At 74.7% G+C, this 24,520-nt stretch carries 22 protein-coding genes; 7 read left to right on the top strand and 15 right to left on the bottom strand.

Going from position 1 to position 24,520, the window contains the following annotated elements:
• Positions 1-47: 47 nt before the first annotated feature.
• From GXP71_RS04840 to mraZ, 3 genes are all read right to left on the bottom strand, one after another.
• Positions 48-464: a hypothetical protein gene (locus tag GXP71_RS04840; protein ID WP_162351733.1), complete on the bottom strand. Its 417-nt coding sequence runs from the start codon at positions 462-464 to the stop codon at positions 48-50.
• Positions 461-1,471 (bottom strand): 16S rRNA (cytosine(1402)-N(4))-methyltransferase RsmH, encoded by a 1,011-nt coding sequence (rsmH, locus tag GXP71_RS04835; RefSeq protein WP_162351732.1) that lies wholly within the window; start codon positions 1,469-1,471, stop codon positions 461-463. Before rsmH ends, GXP71_RS04840 begins: the two co-directional genes overlap by 4 nt.
• 216 nt (positions 1,472-1,687) lie before the next feature.
• Positions 1,688-2,164 carry a division/cell wall cluster transcriptional repressor MraZ gene (mraZ, locus tag GXP71_RS04830; RefSeq protein ID WP_124342229.1) on the bottom strand — a complete coding sequence of 159 codons (477 nt, stop codon included), beginning with the start codon at positions 2,162-2,164 and terminating at the stop codon, positions 1,688-1,690.
• Positions 2,165-2,523: 359 nt separating this feature from the next.
• Between mraZ and GXP71_RS04825 the strand changes: the two genes are divergently transcribed.
• From GXP71_RS04825 to GXP71_RS04815, 3 genes are read left to right on the top strand one after another with little or no spacing between them, the layout of a single operon-like run.
• Positions 2,524-3,537, top strand: coding sequence for a MoxR family ATPase (locus GXP71_RS04825; protein WP_162351731.1), 1,014 nt, complete (start codon positions 2,524-2,526; stop codon positions 3,535-3,537).
• Positions 3,537-4,778: a DUF58 domain-containing protein gene (locus tag GXP71_RS04820; RefSeq protein ID WP_162351730.1), complete on the top strand. Its 1,242-nt coding sequence runs from the start codon at positions 3,537-3,539 to the stop codon at positions 4,776-4,778. Before GXP71_RS04825 ends, GXP71_RS04820 begins: the two co-directional genes overlap by 1 nt.
• Positions 4,775-7,072 carry a DUF3488 and transglutaminase-like domain-containing protein gene (locus tag GXP71_RS04815; RefSeq protein WP_162351729.1) on the top strand — a complete coding sequence of 766 codons (2,298 nt, stop codon included), beginning with the start codon at positions 4,775-4,777 and terminating at the stop codon, positions 7,070-7,072. The genes GXP71_RS04820 and GXP71_RS04815 overlap by 4 nt, the downstream gene beginning before the upstream one ends.
• Before the next feature lie 411 nt (positions 7,073-7,483).
• Here the strand turns inward: GXP71_RS04815 and GXP71_RS04810 are convergent, their stop codons facing one another.
• From GXP71_RS04810 to GXP71_RS04800, 3 genes are read right to left on the bottom strand one after another with little or no spacing between them, the layout of a single operon-like run.
• On the bottom strand, positions 7,484-7,879 hold the full coding sequence (locus GXP71_RS04810) for a DUF3040 domain-containing protein (protein WP_124342222.1): 396 nt from the start codon (positions 7,877-7,879) through the stop codon (positions 7,484-7,486).
• Positions 7,880-7,914: 35 nt separating this feature from the next.
• On the bottom strand, positions 7,915-9,186 hold the full coding sequence (locus tag GXP71_RS04805; RefSeq protein ID WP_162351728.1) for a DNA polymerase IV: 1,272 nt from the start codon (positions 9,184-9,186) through the stop codon (positions 7,915-7,917).
• Positions 9,183-9,662 carry an SAV_6107 family HEPN domain-containing protein gene (locus GXP71_RS04800; RefSeq protein WP_162351727.1) on the bottom strand — a complete coding sequence of 160 codons (480 nt, stop codon included), beginning with the start codon at positions 9,660-9,662 and terminating at the stop codon, positions 9,183-9,185. Before GXP71_RS04800 ends, GXP71_RS04805 begins: the two co-directional genes overlap by 4 nt.
• Positions 9,663-9,826: 164 nt before the next feature.
• Between GXP71_RS04800 and GXP71_RS04795 the strand changes: the two genes are divergently transcribed.
• The gene (locus GXP71_RS04795) at positions 9,827-10,732 is read left to right on the top strand and encodes a spermidine synthase (RefSeq protein ID WP_238402621.1); all 906 of its coding nucleotides are present in this window, start codon (positions 9,827-9,829) and stop codon (positions 10,730-10,732) included.
• 52 nt (positions 10,733-10,784) lie between these two features.
• Here the strand turns inward: GXP71_RS04795 and GXP71_RS04790 are convergent, their stop codons facing one another.
• The 5 genes from GXP71_RS04790 to GXP71_RS04770 all read right to left on the bottom strand — a co-directional run bounded on the left by GXP71_RS04790 (position 10,785) and on the right by GXP71_RS04770 (position 15,562).
• The gene (locus GXP71_RS04790; RefSeq protein WP_013770758.1) at positions 10,785-10,988 is read right to left on the bottom strand and encodes a cold-shock protein; all 204 of its coding nucleotides are present in this window, start codon (positions 10,986-10,988) and stop codon (positions 10,785-10,787) included.
• Positions 10,989-11,261: 273 nt separating this feature from the next.
• Positions 11,262-12,194: a proteasome assembly chaperone family protein gene (locus tag GXP71_RS04785; protein WP_162351725.1), complete on the bottom strand. Its 933-nt coding sequence runs from the start codon at positions 12,192-12,194 to the stop codon at positions 11,262-11,264.
• A gap of 91 nt (positions 12,195-12,285) precedes the next feature.
• Positions 12,286-12,663 carry a response regulator gene (locus GXP71_RS04780; protein WP_235843378.1) on the bottom strand — a complete coding sequence of 126 codons (378 nt, stop codon included), beginning with the start codon at positions 12,661-12,663 and terminating at the stop codon, positions 12,286-12,288.
• A gap of 74 nt (positions 12,664-12,737) precedes the next feature.
• Entirely contained in the window at positions 12,738-14,321 is a 1,584-nt protein-coding gene (locus GXP71_RS04775) for an ATP-binding protein (RefSeq protein ID WP_162351724.1), read from the bottom strand.
• Positions 14,318-15,562 (bottom strand): PP2C family protein-serine/threonine phosphatase, encoded by a 1,245-nt coding sequence (locus tag GXP71_RS04770; protein WP_162351723.1) that lies wholly within the window; start codon positions 15,560-15,562, stop codon positions 14,318-14,320. Before GXP71_RS04770 ends, GXP71_RS04775 begins: the two co-directional genes overlap by 4 nt.
• A 208-nt stretch (positions 15,563-15,770) precedes the next feature.
• Here GXP71_RS04770 and GXP71_RS04765 point away from each other — a divergent pair, with 208 nt between their 5' ends.
• Both GXP71_RS04765 and serA read left to right on the top strand, forming a co-directional pair.
• Positions 15,771-18,020, top strand: coding sequence for an AAA family ATPase (locus GXP71_RS04765; protein ID WP_162351722.1), 2,250 nt, complete (start codon positions 15,771-15,773; stop codon positions 18,018-18,020).
• Positions 18,021-18,100: 80 nt separating this feature from the next.
• On the top strand, positions 18,101-19,300 hold the full coding sequence (serA, locus tag GXP71_RS04760; protein ID WP_162351721.1) for a phosphoglycerate dehydrogenase: 1,200 nt from the start codon (positions 18,101-18,103) through the stop codon (positions 19,298-19,300).
• A gap of 98 nt (positions 19,301-19,398) precedes the next feature.
• Here serA and GXP71_RS04755 read toward each other — a convergent pair whose 3' ends face one another.
• Complete coding sequence (locus GXP71_RS04755; protein WP_124342213.1) at positions 19,399-19,596, bottom strand: DUF5302 domain-containing protein; 198 nt, start codon at positions 19,594-19,596, stop codon at positions 19,399-19,401.
• A gap of 214 nt (positions 19,597-19,810) precedes the next feature.
• Between GXP71_RS04755 and GXP71_RS04750 the strand changes: the two genes are divergently transcribed.
• The gene (locus GXP71_RS04750; protein ID WP_162351720.1) at positions 19,811-20,836 is read left to right on the top strand and encodes an aldo/keto reductase; all 1,026 of its coding nucleotides are present in this window, start codon (positions 19,811-19,813) and stop codon (positions 20,834-20,836) included.
• Between the two features lie 19 nt (positions 20,837-20,855).
• On the opposite strand, the gene GXP71_RS04745 is transcribed toward GXP71_RS04750, so the two are convergent.
• The 3 genes from GXP71_RS04745 to GXP71_RS04735 form a co-directional block, all read right to left on the bottom strand.
• On the bottom strand, positions 20,856-22,883 hold the full coding sequence (locus GXP71_RS04745) for a S9 family peptidase (protein WP_162351719.1): 2,028 nt from the start codon (positions 22,881-22,883) through the stop codon (positions 20,856-20,858).
• A gap of 73 nt (positions 22,884-22,956) precedes the next feature.
• The gene (gene nrdR / locus GXP71_RS04740) at positions 22,957-23,487 is read right to left on the bottom strand and encodes a transcriptional regulator NrdR (protein WP_238402620.1); all 531 of its coding nucleotides are present in this window, start codon (positions 23,485-23,487) and stop codon (positions 22,957-22,959) included.
• Between the two features lie 410 nt (positions 23,488-23,897).
• Positions 23,898-24,362, bottom strand: coding sequence for a LysM peptidoglycan-binding domain-containing protein (locus GXP71_RS04735; protein ID WP_162351718.1), 465 nt, complete (start codon positions 24,360-24,362; stop codon positions 23,898-23,900).
• Positions 24,363-24,520 lie beyond the last annotated feature (158 nt).

Here is a 24,520-nt window from a genome sequence, read left to right as displayed (position 1 = left end):
CTGCGGGCGACGCGGCTGGACCCGCGGCGACCCGCCGACGCGCGTCGTCATCCGCCCGCGGCAGCCGGCGCCGGCGAGCCCTGCACGGTGCCGTCGGCGACGCGGACCCAGCCGGTGCCGTCGGCGGGCACCATGCCGAGCGCACGCGCCGCGGCGGCGAGCTGCGCCGGCGACGCCTTCTGGTCGAGCTGCGCCTGCAGGTCCTTCGCGTCCTGGTTGAGCCGGCCGAGCTCGTTCGTCAGGCCGTACTTCTCGTACGCGCCCTGCGCCATCTGCGTGTTCAGCAGCAGCGCGGACACGAGCGCGAGCGTCAGCACGGCCATGCAGGCCAGCACGAACGGCACGCGCGTGCGCGCCGTCTGCGGTGCCCGGACCAGCCGCAGCCGCGGTGCGGGTGCGGGCTGCGGCCGTGCCGCGGGGTACGCCCGAGCGGCGCTGACCCGCGCCGTCGCCTCTGCGCTCATGCTGCCCTCCTGCCAGGGGTGCCACCACGGAGGTGGTCGGGGGTCGGTCGGGTCCGCTCGGCGGCGCGCAGGCGCACGGACTGCGAGCGGGGGTTCGCGGCGAGCTCGGCCTCGTCGGCCTCCTCCGCACCGCGCGTGACGAGCCGCAGGTACGGCGCGTGGGTCTCCGGCTCGACCGGGAGGTCGGGCGGTGCGCTCGACGTGGCACCCGCGGCGAACGTGCGCTTCACCAGCCGGTCCTCGAGCGAGTGGTACGCCTCGACGACGATCCGGCCGCCGACGGCGAGGGCCTCGACCGACGCCGGGAGCGCCCGCTCGAGGACCTCGAGCTCGCCGTTGACCTCGATGCGCAGCGCCTGGAACGTGCGCTTGGCCGGGTGACCGCCCGTCTTGCGGGTCGCCGCCGGGATGGCCGCGCGGACGAGGTCGACGAGCTCGCCGGTCCGGGCCAGGGGCGCCTTCTCGCGGGCCCGGACGATCGAGCGGGCGATGCGCGGCGCGAACCGCTCCTCGCCGTACTCGCGCAGGACGCGCGCGATCTCGCGCTCCTCGTACGTGTTGACGACGTCCGCCGCGGTGAGGCCGCGCGTGGCGTCCATCCGCATGTCGAGCGGTGCGTCGTGCGCGTAGGAGAAGCCCCGCTCGCGCTCGTCGAGCTGCAGCGACGAGACGCCGAGGTCCATGAGGACGCCCTGCACGTGCGCGAGGCCGAGGTCGTCGAGCACGTCCCGGATCTCGTCGTAGACCGCGTGCACCGCCGTGAACCGCTCGCCGAACGGCGCGAGCCGACGGCCCGCGAGGTCGAGCGCCTGCGGGTCGCGGTCGATGCCGACGACACGGACGTGCGGGAACGCGCGCAGCACGCCCTCGGTGTGCCCGCCCATGCCGAGCGTCGAGTCGACCATCACGGCACCCTCCGCGGCGAGCGCGGGAGCGAGCAGGTCGAGGCAGCGCTGGAGCAGGACCGGCGTGTGCCGGGTGGCGGCGTCGTCGCGTCGCTCGTCCATCGCTGCCTCCTTCGGGTGCGCCGGCTGCGGGTACGGGTGTGCCCGGTCAGGGGTGTGGGGGTGGTGGTCGGACGGTCCCTCCGCCGTCCGGCCAGATCCCCCACCGACCCTCTGGCACCGGGGAAGTGCGCCAGAGCGGACGGGGGGAGGTCTCGACGGGCGGAGCGAGGGTTCGTGGGACGGACGGACGGACGGGCGGGGCGCGGGCCGTGGTGCTCAGAACGGCCCGTTCGGGAAGACCTCCTCCGCCGTGTCGGCGTAGCCGGCCTCCTGCTCGGCGAGGTACGTCTCCCACGCCTGCAGGTCCCAGATCTCGACGCGGGTGCCCGCGCCGATGACGGCGACGTCCCGGTCCAGCCCGGCGTACTTGCGCAGCACCGGCGGGATCGAGATGCGGCCCTGCTTGTCGGGCAGCTCGTCGCTCGCGCCCGACAGGAACACGCGCAGGTAGTCGCGCGCCTGCTTGCTGGTCACGGGCGCCTGCCGCAGCTGGTCGTGCATGCGGCGGAACTCGTCCATCGGCAGCAGGAAGAGGCAGCGCTCCTGCCCGCGCGTCATGACGAGCCCCGGGGCGAGCTGGCCGCGGAACTTGGCCGGGAGGATGAGCCGGCCCTTGTCGTCCAGGCGCGGTGTGTACGTCCCGAGGAAGGGCGCGAAGGACCCGAAGAGGCCGGTCGACGAGTCATGCGTCACCACGCCTCCCTCCCGGTCCCTGTCGCGGGTTCTCCCCGCCTCACCACGTGCCTCCACGGTACTCCACTTCCCTCCACCCGCTACTGGAAAGGTGCGTGAATTCACCCGTCGGGAACGGTGAAGGCGCAGGTCAGAGGCGGTGGTGAGAAGTGGAGCGGAATTGGGGGTTCACCCGTCCGGGGCGTGTCGCACGCACCACGACAACCGCGCTCTTCGGGCGGAACTTCGCGATTCGGCGCAGGCCGCCGACGGGACGTGGTGAGGTTTCGCCCGCCGGTGGAGGGAAGTGGGGCGAGGACTCACGGTCGGCGCGGGCCTGATTCCTTTAGGCTCGTCACAGTTCCGCCAAGGGAGGCGTCATGCTGCAGGCCGTGCCGTCGTCGAGCGAGCTCGACGACGTCGTCGACACCACCGGCCGGATGCGCGCCGGCATCGAGTCCGTCGTGACCGGGCGTCCGGACCTCGTCCGCACCACGATCGCCGTCCTGCTCGCGGAGGGGCACATCCTCCTCGAGGACGTCCCCGGCGTCGGCAAGACGACGCTCGCCAAGGCGGTCGCGCGCACGATCGACTGCCCCGTCGGCCGCATCCAGTTCACGCCCGACCTGCTCCCGAGCGACCTCACCGGCGTCAACATCTTCCGCACGCAGACGCACGAGTTCGAGTTCCGGCCCGGACCCGTGTTCGCGCACGTGGTCATCGGCGACGAGATCAACCGCGCGTCGCCCAAGACGCAGTCGGCGCTCCTCGAGTGCATGCAGGAGGCGCAGGCCACGGTCGACGGCCGCACCTACCCGCTCCCCCGGCCGTTCCTCGTCGTCGCGACGCAGAACCCCGTCGAGATGGAGGGGACCTACCCGCTGCCCGAGGCGCAGCGCGACCGCTTCATGGCACGGCTCACCGTCGGCTACCCGAGCGTCGAGTCCGAGCTCGACATGCTCGACCTCCAGGAGACGTCCGACCCGCTCGACCAGCTGCGCCCGGTCACCGACGCCGAGGCCGTCGCCCGGCTCATCGCCACGACGCGCCGGCTCTTCGCCGCGCCCGCCGTCAAGCGGTACGTCGTCGACCTCGTCACCGCGACGCGTCAGGACCACGGGCTGCGGCTCGGTGCGTCCCCCCGCGCCGCGATCCAGCTGCTGCGCGCCGCCAAGTCGGTCGCCGCGATGGACGGACGCGACCACGTCCTCCCCGACGACGTCCAGAGTCTCGCCGAGCCCGTGCTAGCGCACCGCCTCCTGCCCAGCACCGAGTCCCGGCTCTCCGGGCGCAGCACGAGCGACATCGTCGCCGACATCGTGGAGCGCACGCCGCTCCCCGTGTCCGCGTCGCTGACCGCGACCGCCTCGCGCGCCCGACGCGCCATCGGCTGATGGGCCTGCGGCCCACGCGTCGAGGCTGGGCGCTCGGGCTCGGCGGGGTCGCCCTCGGGCTCCTCGGCGTCGGGCTCGGGGCCGTCGACCTCGTGCGCATCGGCACGCTCGTCGTGCTGCTCGTCGTGGGCGCGTGCGTCCTCGTCGGGATGCTCGACCCGGGCCGCGGGCGCCACCGGCTCGCCGTCGCGCGCGACGTCCAGCCCAACCCCGTCCACGCCGGCGAGCACGCACGGGTCGACGTGCGGATCAAGGCGTCCGACCCCGCCGCGCGCGTGCGCCTCGCCGGGCTGAGGTTCTCCGAGCAGGCGGCCACCGAGCTCTCCGGCGGCCGGCCGCTGCGCGCACGCGTCCAGCGCTCGCCGCAGCAGGTCACCGTCTCCTACCAGGTGGACGCGGCCCGGCGCGGGCGCTGGCAGCTCGGCCCGCTCGTCGTCACGCGCGGCGACCCGTTCGGCGTGGCCCGGTCCAGCGCCACGCTCGGCGACCACGCCGAGGTCGTCGTGTGGCCCGCCATCGTCGCGCTGCCCACCGCGTCCGACGTGCTGGTCGGCGAGCCGGACCGCGTCGCGCTCGGGGCCCGCACGCCGTCGACGGACGACGCGTCCCTGCGCGACTACCGCGAGGGCGACGACCTGCGTCGCGTGCACTGGCGCAGCAGCGCGCGGCGCGGGGCCCTCATGGTCCGGTCGGACGAGCGCGCCGGGATGCGCCCCGTGTCGGTGCTGCTCGACCTGCCCGCGAAGCTGACCGCGCTCGAGTGGACCATCTCCCTCGCCGCGTCGATGGCGCTCGCGATGCTCGACGGCGGCCACCCCGTCCGGCTCGTCGGCGGGCGCGCGGCCACCCCGTCGGCGTTCCACCAGGCCCGCACCGGCCCGACGGCCCGCACCGCGCTGCTCGACTCGACCGTCGACCTCGAGGCGCCGCGCACGTCCGACGAGGCCGAGAGCCACCTCCTCGACGCGGCGCACCTGCTCGAGACGACCGACGCGGGCGGCGAGATCGTGCTCGCGGTCCTCGGTCCGCTCGGCGCGAGCGCCCGCGCCGCCCTCGCGCACGTCGCCGACGGCGCCCAGGGCTGGGCCGTCGTCCGGACCGACGGCGCGTCCCCCGCGCACGAGCGCGAGGCGCAGCACACCGTGCACGCCCTGCGCCGGGCGGGATGGCGCGCGTGCACGGTCTCCCCCGGCGAGGACATCGTCGCCTGCTGGCTGCGGCTGCTCGGGAGCGCCCGGTGAACGCCGCACCCGGGCGCGTGCCTCGCGGCCCCCGCAGCCTGATCGCCACCGCGCTGTGCGCGATCGCGACGTGCGCCGCCGTCACCGCGCTGTCCAACCTCATCGAGCCGGGCCGCTGGCTCACGGTGACCTGGGTCGCCGTCCTCCTCGTCGCCGGCGTCGTGGCCGGCACGCGCGCCGTCACCCGGTCCTGGTGGGCGCCGACCCTCGTCGGGTTCGTCGTCCTCGCCGCCGGGCTGCTCGTCCGGTACGGCGCTCCCCCGGGCCGCATCCAGGTCCTGCCGGACCTCGGCTCGCTCGACCGCACGCTCGCGACCGCCCGTGAGGGCGCCGCCGTCATCAACGCGTCGCTGGTCCCGATGGCGGGGGTCCGACCCGCCGAGCTCCTCGTCGTCGCCGGCGCCGTCCTCGTGCTGCTCGTCACCGACCTCGTGGCCGTCGGGATCGGCATCCCCGCGCTCGCCGGGATCCCGCTCCTCGCGCTGTGGACCCCGACCGTGGTGCTCGGCTTCCCCGCGAACAGCTGGGCGGTCGCCTGGACCGGCCTCGCCTACCTGCTGCTGCTCGCGCTCAGCGCGACGCCGACGACCGCGCACAGCGACCGCGCCCGCCGCACCGGGGGTGCGCTCGCCGGAGCCGTCGCCGTCGTCGTGCTCGCCCTGGTCGCCGGTCCCGTCGTCGCCGCGCTGCCGGGGTGGGCCTCGCTCGCGCTGCCCACGTTCGGCAACGGCCCCGTCGGCCCCCTGCAGCTGTCCGACAACCTCGACCTGCGCGAGAGCCTCGGCACCCGCTCCGGCCAGGTCGTGCTGCGGTACACCGTCGTGGCGCCCGAGGACGCCGCCGAGCCAGACGCCGAGCCGGACGACGACGCGACCGGTGCGCTCGAGGTCCCCGTCCCCGCCCCGAGCGACGACGCCGTCGTCGTCACCGCGCGCATCGTGGGCCCGCTGCGCGCCTTCACGCTCACGACCTTCGACGGCCGGGAGTGGCAGCGCGACGACACCCTCGACCTGTCCACGTGGGAGCCCGGCCAGCTCCTCGCCTCGGACCCCGCGCTGCGCGGCGGCGCCCCGGACGCCACGCGCGGCACGCTGGCCACCGTCGACGTCGAGGTCGGCGCGCTCCGCGAACGACGCCTGCCCGTGAGCACCTTTCCCCGCACGGTCACCGTCGAGGGCGGCTGGAGCTACGACGAGCTCCGCGACGAGGTCGTCGGGCGCCGCAGCACCTTCGACGGCATGCGCTACTCGATGGTCGTCGAGGTCCCCGACCTCATGCCGGACGACCTCGAGGACGCACCCGTCGGCACACCCGACGACGGCGGCGCGTCCCTCGAGGTGCCCGGCACCGACCACCGCGAGCAGATCGCCGACCTCGCACGCGAGATCACGGCCGACGCCGAGACCCCGTACCAGCAGGCGATGGCGCTGCAGTCCTACTTCCGGGCCGGCACGAACTTCACGTACGACACCCGGATCGCACCCGCGCGCACCGAGGACGCCGTGTGGGACTTCCTGCAGTCCCGGCGCGGGTACTGCGTGCAGTTCGCCACGTCGATGACGCTCATGGCCCGCATGCTCGGAATCCCCGCGCGCGTCGGCGTCGGCTTCCTGCCCGGCGACGCGAACGGCGACGGTCAGTACGTCGTCACCGGCCGCAAGTCGCACGCGTGGCCCGAGCTGTACTTCGAGGACCAGGGCTGGGTGCGGTTCGAGCCGACCCCCGCGGTCCAGGCCGGGCTCCCGCCCGTCTGGAGCGACCCGTTCAGCGCCGTCGACGCACCCGCGAGCCAGCCCGACGAGGCGATCCCGTCCGCGGCCGCCGCGCCGACCGGTGCCGCCACGACCGCACCCGCACCGTCCGGCCCGACCGCCCAGGAGGAGGCCGGCGCGAGCTGGACCCGTGTGGGCGTCATCGGGGGGATCGTGCTCGTCCTCGTCGTCGTCGGCCTGTCGCTCGTCCGACGCAGCACGCGCACCCGCGCCGACGAGACACCCGAGCGCGCCTGGTTGCGGACCCGCCGGCGGCTCGCCGCGAAGGGCGTGTCGTGGTCGGACTCGACGACCCCGCGCGACGCGGTCGCGGCGGTGCACGACCAGGTGCGCGCCACGTCGGGCGCCGACCTCGACGAGGTCACCGCGGCCGCCCTGCGCGCGCTCGCGCGGACGGTCGAGCGTCAGCGGTACGCGCCGGTCCCGGGTGACGTCGACCCCGACCAGCTCGTGCGCTGGACGGACGAGATCGTCGACGGGGTGGGGTCGGTGCTCACGGGTGCGGGCCGCTCCTCGTCCTGACGGCGCCTCGACGCGAGGGGCCGCTCCGGCGTACGCGTGCCGGACGCGAGCGCCGCACCTCAGGCGCTGCCGTGCGACGGCGCGCCGCGCACCCCGGATGACCGCGGTGCCGGACGCGGGCGACGCACCTCAGGCGTCGCAGCGGGCACATGGCGCACTCTGGATGACCGCGGTGCCGGATGCGGGCGACGCACCTCAGGCTGCGCAGCGCGACGGCACGTCGCGCACTCAGGGTGACGGCGGTGCCAGGCGAGAGCGGCATACCTCAGGCCGCGCGGTGCCACGGCCCGTCGCGCACCCACGATGACGGGTCGTCGTGCACCCGGGACGAGGCCCAGACAGACGCGTCGACGCCGATGCCCGATGACGCGCCCTCGCGGCTCGGTGCGCCGGATCAGACCGACCGACGGATCAGCGACCCTGCTGACCCCGACGGCGGTCCCAGCGCTCCTCGAGACGCGACATGAAGCCGCTCTTGCGCGCCTGCGGTGCACGGCGGACGGCGCCGTCCGCCTGGACGACCCCCTGCGGCCCGTGTCGTCGCGCGCCGCGGTGCGGGTCGGCGAACGCGAACGCGACGCCCGCGAACATCACGACGAAACCGACGACGCCGAGCCACGGAAGACTTCCCGCGGCACCGAGCACGAGCAGGAGCAGGCCGACGGCTGCGCCGCCGCCGGCGATGAGATACCGACTGACGGGCCGGCGGCCACGCTGGGTGAGCGTGTTGGCCAAGCGCGGGTCGTCAGAGGTGAGCTGGCGCTCCATCTGCTCAAGTACGCGCTGCTCGTACTCGGAGAGAGGCATTCCGACCCCCGTTGGGCTGTGGATCCGTGACGGGTTCAGGATAGATCCGCGGGAACGAAGGTGGTAGTCGAGCGCGCCTCAGGGTCGGATGAATGGACACCTGTCCTGATGGCAGCGGCCCCGAACCGCGCCCGCACCTCGTCCATCACCCGTTCGGCGTCCCGTCGGTCGGGCGTCGGCTCCGCGACCGCCTCCTCGAGCGTCGGCTGCCGGACGGTCGCCGCGGCGGGCTCGAGACCCTCGGCGCGCACGCCGACGAGCCGCACGGGCAGCCCTCCGAGGTCCGCGCCGGCGACGAGCTCGCGCGCGACGAGGTAGAGCTCGCGGCCGACGTCGCTCGGCGTCGTCAGCGTCCGCGAGCGCGTCAGCGTGCGGAAGTCGGACGTGCGGACCTTGACGGTCACGGTCCGGGCGACGACCTCCTTGTGGCGCAGGCGCGTCGCGCACCGGTCGGCGAGCTCGAGCACCTTGGCCTGGACGACCGCGAGGTCGGCGACGTCCTCGACGAACGTCTCCTCCGCGCCGATCGACTTCTCCTCGCGGTGCGGCTGCACGGGTCGCGGGTCCCGCCCCCACGAGAGGTCGAACAGGTGCGCGCCCGCGACCTTGCCGACGGCGCGCTGCACGGTCGCGACGTCGCTGTCCGCGAGCTCCGCGACCGTCCGGATCCCCCAGCGCGCGAGCGCGGCCTCCGTCCGCTCCCCCACGCCCCACAGCGCACCGACGGGCAGGACCCGCAGGAAGTCGAGCGTCGCCGCGCGCGGCACGAGCAGGACGCCGTCGGGCTTGGCGTGGCCGGACGCGAGCTTGGCGACGAACTTGTTCGCGGCGATGCCGACCGAGCACGTGATGCCGAACTCGGCGTGGACGCGCCGGCGGATCTCGGCCGCGATCGTGGTCGGAGGGCCGAGCCGGCGCCGGGCGCCCGCGACGTCGAGGAACGCCTCGTCGACGCTCACCTGCTCCACGAGCGCGGTCACGTCGTGCAGGATCCGCATGACGCCCTGTGAGACGTCGCGGTACGCGGTGTGGTCGGGCGGCACGACGACCGCCTGCGGGCACATGCGCAGGGCCGCCGCCATCGGCATCGCCGAGTGCACGCCGAACGCCCGCGCCTCGTACGTCGCCGCGAGCACGACGCCCCGCTGCGCGCCCCCGACGATGACCGGCAGCCCTCGCAGCTGCGGCCGCCGGGCGAGCTCGACGGAGGCGAAGAAGGCGTCCATGTCGACGTGGAGGATCGAGCAGCCGTCCTCCTCGCGGCCCCAGTCGCGCCGGGCCGCGGCGGCCCGGGGACCTCGGCTCACGAGGCAGTCACCGCGAGCATGCGTGGTGCGCCCGGCAGCGCGGTCGAGGACGCCTCGACCAGGGCGCGCGCCGCGTCGACGAAGTCCTCGGCTGCGCACACCGCCTGCTCGGCGCGTGCCGGGGTGACGGCGTCGAAACGGCCGGCGTCGACCGCCGACCGCAGCGGAGCCGCGTCCGCGAAGTAGCCGCTCCAGGTCGCGAGCTCGGGTGCCACGACGTCGAGGATCTCCCAGACGGTCCGCAGCGCGCGGCGACCCGCCGGACGGCCGCGCGACGCGATCACGGCCGCGCCCGCCCGCAGCGCCGCGAGGTGCGCGTGCGAGAACTGCTCCCACGCCTCCGACGAGAACTGGGCGGCGAGCAGCTCGGCGTCGGCGCGGCCGAGGAGCTCCGCGGCGCGCGGCGCCGTCCGTGCGGCGTCGAGACGCTGCACGACAGCGCCCTGCCCGTCCCTGCCGACCGTCGTGGCGCCCATCGCGTCTCCCTCCACCTCCTCCAGTATCGAACAGGTGTTCGATCCCGTCAACGCCGTAGCGTGGGGGCATGCCCGACCGGAACGCCCGCCGCACCTCAGGATCGCACCGGGGACCCACACGGCCGGGGCGGTCGACGACCCGCACGCCGTGGCCGACCGGGCCCGTGACGATCCCCACCGGCACGGTCGAGCTGGTCCGTGACCCGGACGACCCCGACGGCGTGACCGTGCTGGTCAACGGCGTGCCGAGCTCCTACCTCGACACCGCGGACCCGACACGGCTGGTGTTCGAGTACATGCAGCAGATGGCCGCCGTCATCGAGCGTGTCGGCCCGCCCGGCTCGCCGCTGTCCGTCGTGCACCTCGGCGCGGGCGGCTGCGCGCTCGCACGCGCGGTCGACGCGGAGCGCCCCGGCTCCCAGCAAGTCGCTGTCGAGCTCGACACCGCGCTGCCCGAGCTGGTCCGCGGATGGTTCGACCTGCCGCGCGCCCCCGCGCTGCGGATCCGTGCGGGCGACGCGCGCGAGCAGCTCGCCCGGCTGGCCGACGGGTCCGCGGACGTCGTCGTGCGGGACGTCTTCTCCGGGGACACGACGCCGCCGCACGTGCGCACGCGGGCGGTCGTCGCGGACGTCGCGCGCGTGCTGCGGCCCGGTGGCGTCTACCTCGTCAACTGCGCCGACCGGCCCCCGCTCGCCGGTGCACGGTCCGAGGCCGCGACCCTCGCAGACGTGTTCGACGACGTCGCGGTCGTCGCCGAGCCCGGGCTGCTGCGGGGGCGTGGCTACGGCAACGTCGTGCTCGCGGCCACCGACGACCCTCAGCTGCTCGGCTCGCCCGCGCTGGCCCGCACGGTGCGGAGCCTGCCCGCGCCGGCCCGCCTGCTGCACGGCGACGACGTGGCCGCGTTCATCGGTGGCGCGGGAGTCCTGCAGGACCCGGACGACGACCCGCACCCGGGCCACGCCGGCGCGCCCGGCACCGAGCCCGGCACGCGCACGGCTCCGGTGCCGGTGCGGGGGCTGGTGCCGGACGGTGCCCCGGACGACGCACAGGGCCGCACCTCGTGAGGTGCGGCCCTGTGGGAACCGTGCTGCGCGCCCGGACGGCGCGCGGGCGGGGTCAGAGCGGGCGGACGTGCTCCGCCTGCGGCCCCTTGTCGCCCTGCGTGATCTCGAACTCGACGCGCTGGCCCTCGTCGAGCGAGCGGTAGCCCTGCGTGTCGATCGCGGAGTAGTGGACGAAGACGTCAGCGCCGCCGCCGTCCTGCGCGATGAAGCCGTAGCCCTTCTCGGCGTTGAACCACTTGACAGCACCCTGTGCCATGACCGTTTCCCTCTGTCCAACCGGTGTGACGGCCCAGACCCTCTGCCCGCGCCGTGCCGCAATGCCTCACGTCCTGCACCGGGTGGACCAGCCCTGCGGCTGGAAGGTACCGAAGCCCAGGTGAGCGGGCCGGCGCCGGTCAAACGAGTACGTCACTGCAACGACTGCATCCTCGCACGGTGACCTACGCCACGCCACGATTTCGGGCACGTGCACGACGCGACTCGACAACGATCCGGTAAACGTTCGGTCGCAGAACGGTCGCGACGACGCTCAGCGGGGGTCGTCGCCGCCCTGCTCCGCGAGGAAGCGCTCGAACTCCGCGCCGAGCTCCTCCGCCGTCGGGAGGTCCGTCGTCCCGGCGAGCAGGCTCGTGCGGCCGATGCTGCGGGCGAACGCGTCGTACTGCTCCTCGAGCGCACGCACGACGGTCGAGACCTCCTCGGAGCCCGCGACCTGACGCTCGATCTCCCGCTCGGCGTCCTTCGCCGCCTCGGTCAGTGCGGCGACGCGCAGGTCCAGACCCGTCGCCCGCTCGATCCCCTCGAGCGCCGCGACGCTCGCCTGCGGGTACGACGACTGCGCGAGGTAGTGCGGGACGTGCACCGCGAAGCCCATGGCGTCGTGCCCGGACTGGCCGAGGCGCAGCTCCAGGAGCGCGCTCGCGCTCGCCGGGACCTGGACGCGGCCGAACCACGAGGCGTGGTCGGCGACCAGGTCGGGTCGCGTGGCGTGCGCCGTCACGGAGATCGGGCGCGTGTGCGGGATGCCCATGGGCACGCCGTGCACGCCGATCGTCAGGGGCACGTCGAAGCGCTCGACGATCTGCCGGACGGCCGCCACGTACCGCTCCCACTGCACGTCGGGCTCGGAGCCGTGCAGCAGCAGGAAGGGGACGCCGGCCGCGTCCTCGAGGACGTCGACGACGAGCTCGGGCTCCGCGTAGTCGCTCCACGTCGTGGAGTCGAACGTCATCACCGGGCGGCGCGAGCGGTAGTCGAGCAGCTGGTCGACGTCGAAGGTCACGAGGCGCGTCGCGCCGAGCTCCTCCGTGAGGTGCTCCGCGACGAGCTGCCCCGCGCTGCCGGCGTCGACGAACCCGCGCACCGCGTGCACCAGGACCGGGCCGGAACCCTCCCGGGCGCGCTCCGCGAGCGCCGCAGCCGTCTGCGGGTCGACGTCGTAGATCTCGCTGGGGTCCAACATCGTGGGCGTTCGCCTTCCTCCGACCGCCCACCCGCTGCGGGTGGGCCTGCCCGCCACAACGTCGGGACGGTCGGAAGTCTTCCCCGCGGCGTCAGCGACCGGGGAGACGCACCACCTCGACGAAGAACTCGTCGATCTGGCGGACGACGTCGATGAACCGGTCGAAGTCGACGGGCTTGGTGACGTACGCGTTCGCGTGCAGCGAGTAGCTGCGCACCACGTCCTCCTCGGCCTCCGAGGTGGTGAGCACGACGACCGGGATCGACCGCAGCGACTCGTCGACCTTGAGGGCCTGCAGCACCTCACGCCCGTCCATGCGCGGCAGGTTGAGGTCGAGGAGGATCAGGTCCGGCGTCGGCGCGTCGGTGTGCTCACCCTCCTTGCGGAGGAACTCCATGGCGCTCACGCCGTCAGCCACGACCCAGAGCCGGTTGCGCACCTTGTTGTGCTCGAAGGCCTCACGCGTCATGAGGACGTCGCCCGGGTCGTCCTCGACGAGAAGGACGTCGATGACCTTGGTGCTGGAGGGCACAGGAGCTCCGTTCAGGCGGTGAGGGTGTCGAAAGCCGGTGCAGGCAACGTCCAGAGGATACGGGTCCCGACGTCCTGCGACGGCTCGATCCAGATGCGGCCGCCGTGGAACTCGACGATCTTCTTGCACAGCGCGAGCCCGATGCCCGTGCCCTCGTAGACGTCCTTGGCGTGCAGCCGCTGGAAGATCACGAACACCCGCTCGGCGTACTGCGCGTCGATCCCGATGCCGTTGTCCCGGCACTCGAGCTCCCACTCGTCGCCGACCTGACGCGCGCTGACGTGCACGTGCGGCACGCGGTCGGGAGCCCGGAACTTCACGGCGTTGCCGACGACGTTCTGGAAGAGCTGGACGAGCAGGGCCTCCTCGCCGCGCACGGTCGGCAGCGGGTCGTGCGTGACGACCGCGCCCGTCTCCGCGATCCGTTCCTCGAGGTTGTCGACGGCCTCCGCGAAGGCCGCGTCGAGGTCGACGTCGGTCACCTCGCCGCCGTGCCGCCCGACGCGGGAGAAGCCGAGCAGGTCGTTGATGAGCCGCTGCATGCGCTTCGCGCCGTCGACGGCGAAGTCGATGTACTGGTCGGCACGCTCGTCGAGCTGGCCGCCGTAGCGCTTCTGCAGCAGCTGCGTGAAGCTCGCGACCTTGCGCAGCGGCTCCTGCAGGTCGTGCGACGCGACGTACGCGAACTGCTCGAGGTCGCGGTTCGAGCGGCGCAGCTCCTCCGCCTGGGCGGTGAGCTGGTCGTGCGCCTCGGCGATCTCGGACCGCGACTGCTCGACGGCGCGCACCTCGGTCACGAGCGCGACGCGCATCCGCTCGACGTCGTCGGCGAGGTCGGCGATCTCGCCCGGTCCCGTCGTGTCGACCGGGTGCGTGAGCTCGCCCGACGCGACCGCCCGGGCGTCCGTCGCGAGCTCGTCGAGGGGCTCCAGCACCCAGCGGCGCAGGGCCACCCAGAGCGCGACGCCGACACCGATCGCCGCGACCACCAGCAGGATCACCGAGAGCGCGGCGACGAGCATCCAGTGCGAGAGCTCGTCGACGGCCGCGGTGCGGCGGTCGCGCAGGAGCGAGATGTAGGTCTCGGCCTCCGCGCGCGCCTCGTCGAAGAGCTGGCGGCCGGCCTCGATCTCCTCGGTGGTGACGGCGGCGGTGCCGTCCGAGGCGACCTGCGCCATCGTCGGCTGCGCGAACTCCTCATTCCAGCGCGCGCCGGCGTCGGCGGCGGCCTGCGCCGCGGCCGCGAGCTCCGGGTCGGCGCCGTGCTCGCGCTCGCGCTCGGCGAGGACCCGGAACGACAGGTCGTCCGCGAGCGCGCGGTGGTAGGGCTCGAGGGTGACCTCGTCGCCCGTGAGCGCGTACCCGCGGACCGACGTCTCGGCGTCGACGAGCTGGATGTAGGCCCCGTCGGCCTGCGTGATCGCCTCGAAGTACGTCTGCGTCACGGCGTCCTGCCGCTCGACGACGCGGCCGAGGACGACCGCGGCGCCGACCACGACGAGCGCGAGGACCGCGGCCGCCGTCACGAGCAGCCTGAGCAGGCGACGGCGCAGCGTGACGCGCCCGCCGACGCGGGGGGTGGTCGGAGCGCTCATGCACCCCACCCGAGCAGGACGACCGCGGCGTCGTCGACGAGGTCGCCGCCGTGCAGGCCGCGGACCTCGTGCAGGACGCGCTCGACGAGGTCGACGGGGTCGACCGGGTCGTCGTCGGCACACGCGTCGGCGGTGCCGCGACGCTCGGTCGCGAGGACGCGGTCGACGACCGCGAGCAGCCCGGCCTTGCCGACGCGCTCCGGCCCGCCGTGCACCGTCGCCTCGAGCAGCCCGTCGGTGTACATGAGGATGCGCCAGTCGCCGTCGAGCTCGAGCCGCTCGGGCTCCCAGCCGCCCTGCACCGGGATGCCGAGCGCGCGGCCGCGGCGCTGCGTCGGCAGGAGCGCCGAGGGCGGGCCGAGCAGGAACGGCACGGGGTGACCCGCCTGGTAGAGGTCGGCGCTCGCGCGGTCGGGCGCGACGACCAGCATCGTCGCCGTCGTGAACACCTCGGGTCGCGCGCGCTCGAACGCGAGCACGCGCTCGAGCAGGCCGAGGATCTCCGCCGCGGGCGTCCCGGCCAGCACGAGCGTGCGCCACGCGGTGCGCAGCGTCGCGCCGAGCGCGGCCTCGTCCGGGCCGTGCCCGCACACGTCGCCGACGAGCGCGAGCACGTGGCCGTCGGGCAGCTCGACGACGTCGTAGAAGTCCCCGCCGAGGAGGCCGTCGCGACCCGCGCGGTAGCCGACCCGGACCTCGAGCTTGTCGTCGCGCACGGCCGGCGTCGGCAGCAGCGCGCGCTCCAGGCGCGTCGTCTCCTCCGCCCGGACCAGGCTGCGGTACAGCGCGCGGTCCGTCTCCTCGAGCCGACGTCGCTGGACGGCGTACCGCACCGAGCGCGACAGCAGCTCGCCGTCGACCTCGCCCTTGACGAGGTAGTCCTGCGCACCCGCGGCGACGGCCTGCACGCCGGCGTCGGCGCCCGAGAGTCCCGTCAGCACCACGACCGCGGGGGCACCGGCGCCGAGCAGGCGCTCGAGCGCGCCGATCCCCATCGCGTCGGGCAGGCCGAGGTCCAGGAGCACGCAGTCGACGTCCAGCCGTTCGAGCGCCTCGTCGAGGGAGCGCACCCACACGAGGTCGACCGGCAGGCCGGCGTCGCTCAGGTGCTCCCGCACGAGAAGGGCGTCGCCGTCGTCGTCCTCGACCAGGAGGATCCGGACGACACCGTCCCGGGAGCCGACGGGACCGGGCGTGGCGGTGCCGCGGGCGTCGTCGCCCGCGGTCGTCGCGTGGGTCACGGGTCTCCTCTCGTCGGGCTGGGGGAAGCGTAGGCCCCGCGCGGCCTTCGTGCGTCCCCCACCGCCGGGCGGGCCGCCGACCGGACGGTGCGAGGCGTCCCCGTCGTGGTGGACAATGGACGGCCGCTTTCGGCGCCCGTCGACCCGACCGGGTGAACGGGCGGCAGGTTCGAGCGGAGCACCGTTCCGCGGACGGAGGATCGCGCACGTGGCAGGAATCGAGGCAGAGCTCGCCGCCGAGCAGCAGACGGTCGACGGGCTCTACGCGCGGCTCGACGACCTGCGCGCCCAGACGCGCGACCGGCTCGCACGGGTCCGCCGGTCCGGTCCCTCGGGGTCGCCCCAGAACCGCAGCGAGCGCGACGCGTTCGCGACGCTGTACGAGGACCGCGTCGCGCAGCTCGAGGCCGTCGAGGAGCGCCTGGTGTTCGGGCGGCTCGACCTCGAGGACGGCGTGCGCCGGTACGTGGGACGCATCGGCCTGACCGACGAGGAGCAGTCGCCGCTGCTCACCGACTGGCGCGCACCCGCGGCGCAGCCGTTCTACCGCGCCACCGCCGCGCACCCCGACGGCGTCGTGCGGCGACGGCACGTCGTCACGCGCGGGCGGACGGTCACGGGTGTCGAGGACGAGGTGCTCGACCTCGACCTGCTCGCCGACGGCGACGACGCGCGCCTCTCGGGACTGTCGGGCGAGGGTGCGCTGCTCGCGGGCCTGGCCGCGGGGCGGACCGGGCGGATGGGCGACATCGTCGCGACGATCCAGGCCGAGCAGGACCGGATCATCCGCGACGAGCTCACCGGCGCCCTCGTCGTGCAGGGCGGGCCGGGCACCGGCAAGACCGCGGTCGCGCTGCACCGCGCGGCGTACCTGCTGTACGCGCACCGCCGCGTGCTCGAGCGTTCCGGCGTCCTGCTCGTCGGGCCGAGCCGCACGTTCCTGCGCTACATCGACCAGGTGCTCCCGTCCCTGGGCGAGACGGGGGTGGTCACGACGACCGTCGCCGAGCTCGTCCCGGGCATCGTCGCGACGGGCACCGAGCCCGAGGCGGTCGCCGAGCTCAAGGGACGTGCCGTCATGGCGTCGGTCGTCGGGCGTGCCGTCCGCGACCGGCAACGGGTACCCGCCGAGGCGACGACGGTGCGCGTCGACGGCCGGACGATCGTCGTGCGGCCGCAGGACGTCGCGTCGGCGATCGCCCGGGCCCGGCGCAACCACCGGCCGCACAACCTCGCGCGCGTCGGATTCGTCCGCGACATGCTCGCGCGGCTCGCCGAGCAGTACGTGCAGCAGCTCGGCGGCGAGATCCCCTCCGACGAGCGCGGCGAGATCGTCGAGGAGCTCCGTACGACCCGCGAGATCCGCATCGCGCTCAACCTCGCGTGGATGCCGCTGACCCCGGAGAAGCTGCTCGCCGACCTGTGGGCCAAGCCGTGGCGGCTCGAGTCCGCGGCGCCGCAGCTCTCCCCCGCCCAGCGCCGGCTGCTCGCGCGCGACCCCGACGCCCCGTGGACGCCCGCCGACGTGCCGCTGCTCGACGAGGCCGCCGAGCTGCTGGGCGAGGACGACCAGGCGGTGCGCGCGCAGGCCCGCGCGGCGGCCGAGCGCCGCCAGTCGGAGCTCGAGTACGCGCGTCAGGTGCTCGAGTCGACGGGCAGCGGTGCGCTCGTCTCCGCCGAGATGCTCGCCGACCGGTTCGCGTCGTCCGGTCCCGCGCTGACGACCGCGGAGCGCGCCGCCGCCGACCGCAGCTGGACCTACGGGCACGTCGTCGTCGACGAGGCGCAGGAGCTGTCGGCCATGGCGTGGCGCGCGCTGCTGCGACGTGTGCCCACGCGGTCGCTCACGATCGTCGGCGACGTGGCCCAGACGACCGCCGCCGCCGGTGCACGCGACTGGGCGCGCATGCTCGACCCGGTGCTGCGCTCGTCGTGGCGGCTCGCGGAGCTGACCGTGAACTACCGGACGCCCGCGGTCGTCGCGGACACGGCCCGTCGCGTCGCCGTCGCCGCCGGGCTGCCCGTCAGCCCGCTGACCTCCGCACGTGACGTGCCCGACGCCCTCGTCGTGGAGGCCGTCGGGGCGGACGCGGTCGGTGCGGCGGCGGCGCGGTACGCCGAGAAGGCCGTCACCGAGGTCAGCGACGCCTCCGGAGCGGGGCGCGTCGCCGTCGTCGCGACCCCCGAGCACCTGGGGCGCGTGCACGAGGCGCTGCGCGACGCCGGCACGCCCGCGGTGCTGGGCGCCGGTGCGACGAGCGCCGACCTCGACGCGCCGCTGGTGCTGCTCACGCCGCGCGAGGCGAAGGGCCTCGAGTTCGACGTCGTCGTCCTCGTGGAGCCCGCCGACGTGCTCGCCGCGTCCGCGGGCGACCTCTACGTCGCCATGACGCGCCCGACGCGCGCGCTGCGCGTGCTCCACAGCGCACCGCTGCCCGCCGGCTGGGCGACCGACTGACGCGTCGCCACCGCGGGCGCGTCGTGTCCGAGGACCGGACCGTCTTGGGTCGCGGGCCGGACGGGGCGCACCATAGGGACGTGCCCAAGGCCCTGCTGCTCGAGAACCTCCACCCGCAGGCGCGCTCGATCCTCGAGTCCGCCGGCTACGACGTGACCACCCGCACGGGTGCGCTCGACGAGCACGAGCTCGTCGAGGCCCTGGAGGGGGTCCAGCTCCTCGGCATCCGTTCCAAGACGCACGTGACGTCCGCGGTGCTCGAGCAGGCGCCGGACCTGGTCGCGATCGGCGCGTACTGCATCGGCACCAACCAGATCGACCTCGCCGCCGCGGCCGCACGCGGTGTCGCGACGTTCAACGCGCCGTTCTCGAACACGCGCTCGGTCGTCGAGATCGCGATCTCCGAGATCATCGCGCTGACCCGCCGTCTCACCGAGTTCGACAAGGCCATGCACGACGGCGTGTGGAACAAGTCCGCGACCGGCGCGCACGAGGTCCGCGGCCGCACGCTCGGCATCATCGGCTACGGCAACATCGGCACCCAGCTGTCGGTGCTCGCCGAGAACCTCGGCATGTCCGTCGTCTTCTACGACACGGCCGAGAAGCTCGCGCTCGGCAACGCGCGCCGCATGGACACGCTCGACGAGCTGCTCGAGGCGGCCGACATCGTCACGCTGCACGTCGACGGTCGCAGCGGCAACGCGGGCCTCTTCGGTGCCAAGCAGTTCGCGCGCATGCGCCCGGGCGCGGTGTTCCTCAACCTGTCGCGCGGGTTCGTCGTCGACTACTCCGCGCTGCGCGACGCGGTCGTGTCGGGCCACGTGAGCGGCGCGGCCGTCGACGTGTTCCCCGTCGAGCCCAAGCGCAAGGGCGACCCGTTCGACTCCGAGCTGCGCGGCCTGCCGAACGTCATCCTCACGCCGCACACCGGCGGCTCGACGGAGGAGGCGCAGGAGGCGATCGGCCAGTTCGTGTCGAACAAGGTGCGCGACTACCTGTCGACCGGCTCGACGACGCTCAGCGTCAACGTGCCGAACCTCGCGCTCGACCAGCAGCCGGGCGTGCACCGCCTCGCGTACCTGCACCGCAACGTGCCCGGGGTGCTCGCGGCGGTGAACGCCACGCTGGCCGAGCACGGCGTCAACATCGAGGGCCAGCTGCTCGCGACCCGCGGCGACCTCGGCTACGTGGTCACCGACGCCGGCTCGGCCGTCGACCAGGCCGTCGTCGACGCGCTCTCGTCGCGACCGGAGACGGTGCGGCTGCGCCTGCTGTCCTGAGCCTCGTGCACGGCGGCGGTCACCGCTGCTGGCCCGTGCACGACGAAGGGCCCCACCGGTCGCCGGCGGGGCCCTTCGTCATGCGGTGCGGGTGAGGCTCAGGACGAGCCGGACTTGCGCTGGAACCGGCGCTGGGCCGGACCCGCCGTCTCCGACCCGTGGACCTGCCCGGTGTTCGTGGAGCCCGCGGCCGTCCGGTGCTGCGCCGCCTTCTTGCGGTCGAGCGCCTCCCGGAACTTCGCCTTGGCGTCCTCGCTCACCGCCTCCGCTGCCGGCTTCGCGCTGTCGTTGCTCATCGGCTACTCCTCGGTGTGACTCGGTCCGTCGACGCACCCGGGGGGCGCGTCGGTCCAGCCTCCCGGACCGCGCGCGGCCGCGCCACCCGTTTGGGGCACCCGTGTCGTCCCAGGCCTGCCGTGCGTCGTCCCAGGCGCGCCGTGCGACGAGCGCGGCGGCCGGCGCGGCCTCACGGCCCGTCGGTCGTCCTCGCGTGCGCGGTACGGTCGAGCGGTGAGCACCGCACCGCCGCCCCTCCCGCACCGGCGCGCGGGCGGTCTCTCGCTCCCGGCCGTCTCGCTCGGGCTGTGGCAGAACTTCGGCGAGGCGCGACCGTACGCGCAGCAGCGGGAGGTCGTGCTGCACGCGGTCGAGCGCGGCGTCGTGCACCTCGACCTCGCGAACAACTACGGTCCGCCGCCGTTCGCCGCCGAGGAGACCGTGGGACGGTTGCTCGCGACGGACCTGCGCGGTCACCGCGACGAGCTCGTCGTGACCACCAAGGCCGGGTACCGCGCGTGGCCCGGCCCGTACGGCGAGCACGGGTCCGCGAAGTACCTGCGCGCCTCGCTCGACGAGTCGCTCCGCCGGCTCGGCGTCGACGCGGTCGACGTGTACTACAGCCACCGCTACGACCCGACGACACCGCTCGAGGAGACGCTCGGTGCGCTCGGTGCCGCGGTCCGCGCGGGCAAGGCCGTGCACGTGGGCATCTCGTCGTACTCCGCGGACCGCACGCGCGAGGCGCTCGACGTCGCCGCACGGCTCGGGGTCCGCCTCGCCGTGCACCAGCCCGCCTACTCGATCCTCAACCGGTGGGTCGAGACGCCGGGCGCCGACGGCCGGTCGCTGCTCGACGTCGCCGGGGACGCCGGGATGGCCGTCGTCGCGTTCTCGCCGCTCGCCCAGGGCATGCTCACGCCCCGGTACCTCGACGGGGTCCCCGCCGACTCGCGCGCCGCGCGCGGTGGGCCGCTGCGCCCCGAGTGGCTGACCCCCGAGGTGCTCGACCACGTGCGCGCGCTCGACGGCGTCGCGCGCGCCGGTGGGCGCACGCTCCCGCAGCTCGCGCTCGCCTGGGTGCTGCGGGACCCGCGCGTGACCTCGGTCCTCGTCGGCGCGCGCACCGTCCAGCAGCTCGAGGACAACCTCGCCGCGGCGACCGCGGCTCCCCTGGACGACGACGAGATCGCCGCGGTCGACGCCCACGCGGTGGATGCGGGTGTCAACCTCTGGGGGCCGCGGTCGAGCGACCGCTGAGGCTCGGCCCGGCGGGCCGTCAGGAGGTCGGCAGGTGCCGCCCCCACCACGCGAGCACGTGCTCGAAGCGCTGCCGGCGGTGCCGCGGGCGCCCCGACCGCGTCAGCTCGTGGCCCTCCCCCGGGAACAGCAGCAGCTCCGCCTCGACACCCCGCCGACGCAGCTCGACGAACCACCGCTGCCCCTGCTCGACCGGGCACCGCCAGTCCTGCTCCGAGTGGATCACCAGGGTCGGCGTGCGCACCGCGCCGACGTGCGCCATCGGCGACTGGGCCGCGACCGCGCGCGCACCGTCCTCGTCGGCCGCGTCACCCAGGTACTCCAGACCGAAGAACCAGCCGATGTCGCTCGAGCCGACGAAGCTCACAGGGTCGAGGAAGCCGCGCTCGACGACCGCCGCCGCGAACCGGTCCGTGCGCGTCGTCAGCCACGCCGTGAGGTACCCGCCGTACGACCCGCCCATCACGCCCACCCGGTCCGCGTCGACCTCCGGCAGCGTCGCCGCCGCGTCGAGCAGCGCCAGCACGTCGTCCGTGTCGACCGTGCCGAACGCGCGGTGGATCGCCCGGCCGTGCGCGCGGCCGTACCCCGACGAGCCGCGGGGGTTGCCCAGCACGACCGCCCAGCCGGCCGCGGCGAGCACCTGCACCTCGTCGAAGACCGCGTGGGTGTACTGCGCGTGCGGTCCGCCGTGGATCATGAGGATCGTCGGGTACGGGCCCGGCCCGTGCCGCTCCGGGTCGGGCGTCACGACCCAGCCGTGGACCGGGTAGCCGTCCGGTGCGGTCGCCTCCACCTCCCGGGGCTCACGAACGCCCGCCCCCCGCAGCGGCGCCGAGAGGTCGGTGCGCGGTGCGGCGGCACCCGACCCGTCGAGCGGCACCGTGAGGACGTCGCCCGCCGACGTCGGGTGCGCCGCGGTGACCACGGCGAACGGCACCGCACCCGACGCGACCGCCGCGCCCGACACGACGTGCCGGTCCCCGAGCAGCGTGACCAGCGCACCGTCGTCGGTCACCCGCGCCAGGTGCACCGCACCCCGGTGCTGGACGGCCACGAGCGGCCCGTCGGGCGACTCGGCGAGCACGCCCGCGTCGAGGTCGACCGCATCGGCGTCCGTCAGCCGCACCGGCACAGCGGGCTCCTGACCCGCGACCGGCAGCGCCGCGCGGAACAGGCCGACCTGCGCGGCCACGAAGTCGTGGCCCGACGCGCCGAGGTCGGTCGCGAGCAGCCACACCGACGTGCCGTCGGCCGACGGCAGCACCGCCTCGACACCCAGGGTGCTCCCCCGGTCCGCGTCGGTCACCGGCACCAGGTCGAGCACGTCGACCGCCGACGACCCCGCGGGCACGAGAACCGCGTCCCGACGCAGGTCCTCCTCCCGGTCGGCGTGCCGCGGGACGACCGCGACCAGCGCGTCGCCCGACGGAAGCCAGCGCGCGCCGCGCACCTCCGCGTCACCGCGGGTCAGCGCCGTCGACTCCGGGACCTCGGTCACCCGGGCCAGCTGCGCGGGCGCTCCGTCCGCCGTCGGTACCTGGACGACGAAGACGTGCTGGCGCTTGTCCCGCTCGAACCCGACGCCGTCGCCGCGGTACCGGAACGACGTGATGTGCCGCGCGGGCTCACCGGCCGGGTCGCCGCCGGCCACGTAGCGCCCCTCCTCCGGCACGCGGGCGAGGTACGCGATCCGCCGCCCGTCGGGCGAGAACCGGGGTGCCGACACCCCGAGCGGCGCGTCCGTGAGCCGCACCGGCTCCCCGCCGGTCGCCTCGACCACGTAGAGCTGCGGCTTGCCCCGGGGCTCCGCACGGCAGAACGCGACCCAGCGGCCGTCGGGCGACACGTCCGGGGCGGTGTCGCGGTGCCCGCGGGTGATCCGGTGCGGCGCGGCGTCGCCGACGAGCGGGACCAGCCACAGCTGCCCGGTGTACTCGTCGGTCTCGAGGTCGGGGTGCGTGACGGCCACGACGGCCGCGGAACCGTCGGGCAGCACGGCGGGGGCGGACGGGACGGACAGGAGCGGCAGGTCGTCAGGTGTCACCGGACGAACCTACGTGACGTCGCGCCGTGCTCCGGCCGTGCCCGCCGCGCCGATACGCAGGGCGCGCCCCGACTCAGGCGGTCGGGCCGGGGCTCGTCGAGCCGGCGACCGAACCGACCTCGTCCACGGAGTCGGAGCCCGCCGCCTCGATGCGACCTTCGCGGTCCGCGCGGAGGACGGTGATCGCCGCCTCGAAGTCCTCGAGCGAGTCGAACGCCTGGTAGACGCTCGCGAACCTGAGGTACGCGACCTCGTCGAGCTCGCGCAGCGGCCCGAGGATCGCCAGGCCGATCTCGTACGCGTCGATCTCGGCCGAACCCGACGCGCGCAGCGTCTCCTCGACGCGCTGCGCCAGCAGCGCGAGGTCGTCCTCGCTCACGGGACGCCCCTGGCACGCCTTGCGGACGCCGTTGGCGATCTTCTCGCGGCTGAACGGCTCGGTGACGCCGGAGCGCTTCACGACCGAGAGGCTCGCGGTCTCGACGGTCGTGAACCGCCGGTTGCACTGCGGGCACTGACGGCGGCGGCGGATGGACGAGCCGTCGTCCGACGTGCGGGAGTCGACGACACGGGAGTCCGGGTGTCGGCAGAACGGGCAGTGCACCGCGATGTCTCCTCGCTGTCACGGACAGCGAGGCCCCTGCCCCCCGCTCGTCCTCGTCCCGGCGACGCTAGGACACCGTCCCACGGCGTCGCAAGGCGCGCCGACCTGACCACTCGAACGACCGCTCCGGTGTCGCGGGCGAGGTCGCGGAGTCAGGCGCTGGCGCGCAAGGAGGCGGCCGCTCGACGCGGCCGCCTCCCCGGAGACGCTGCCGTCCCAGATCACGGACCGACTCGCCTCGGTCCGGCGCGGTGCTGCGGCGCGTGGCGATGCGGGCATCACCTCGGCCACCCCTCGACGAGCCCCCCAGCCCGTTCGATGAGGTAAGCCTAACCTACTGAGGGACAGCCCCCTCGTCAACGCTCCTCCCGGCGGCGCCCCCGCCTTCCCCGCAGGGGCACCGCCGCGGCTCAGGAGCGAGGCAGGAGGATCTCCTGGCCCGCCATCAGACCGGCGTTCGGGAGGTCGTTGAGACGCACGAGCTCGAGCACGACGTCGCGCACGTCCTCGCCCGGTGCCGCGACCTGCTGAGCGAGACCCCACATCGTCTCCCCGTCGAGGACGACGTGACGCGTGACCTCGACCGCGGAGCTGACAGGACCGTCCGCGGACGCCCGCGCGGCGATCGTCGAGACACCGATCGCGAGCAGCAGGCCGAGCACGACGACTACCAGACGGCCGCGGGCCGTCAACCGCAGCGGCGCCTGCTCTGCGGCGGTGGGGGCGGCGGCACCGCCGCCCCCCGCACGAGGCTCGACCGACGTCCGGCCCGCCGGTCCGACGGACCGCGACGCGGGGGGCGCCGACAACCGGACGACCCGCAGGTTCGGACGCACCGCTCCCGGCCCCGCCGGCGACAGCACCGCAGCGCTCATGTCGACTCTCCGCTCCGTCATGTTCGAACGTCTGTTCGTCGAACGTCTGTACGATGTCTACCACCCGGCTCCGACACGCGTCCAGACGAGATCGAACAGATGTTTGATCTGGCTGCTCGCACTGCCTAGGCTGGCCGCGCAGGACAAGCGCACCACCG

It is taken from the genome of Cellulomonas sp. H30R-01 (assembly GCF_010119915.1).
Lineage (GTDB): Bacteria > Actinomycetota > Actinomycetes > Actinomycetales > Cellulomonadaceae > Cellulomonas > Cellulomonas algicola.
This window is presented reverse-complemented; position numbering and strand designations above follow the sequence as displayed.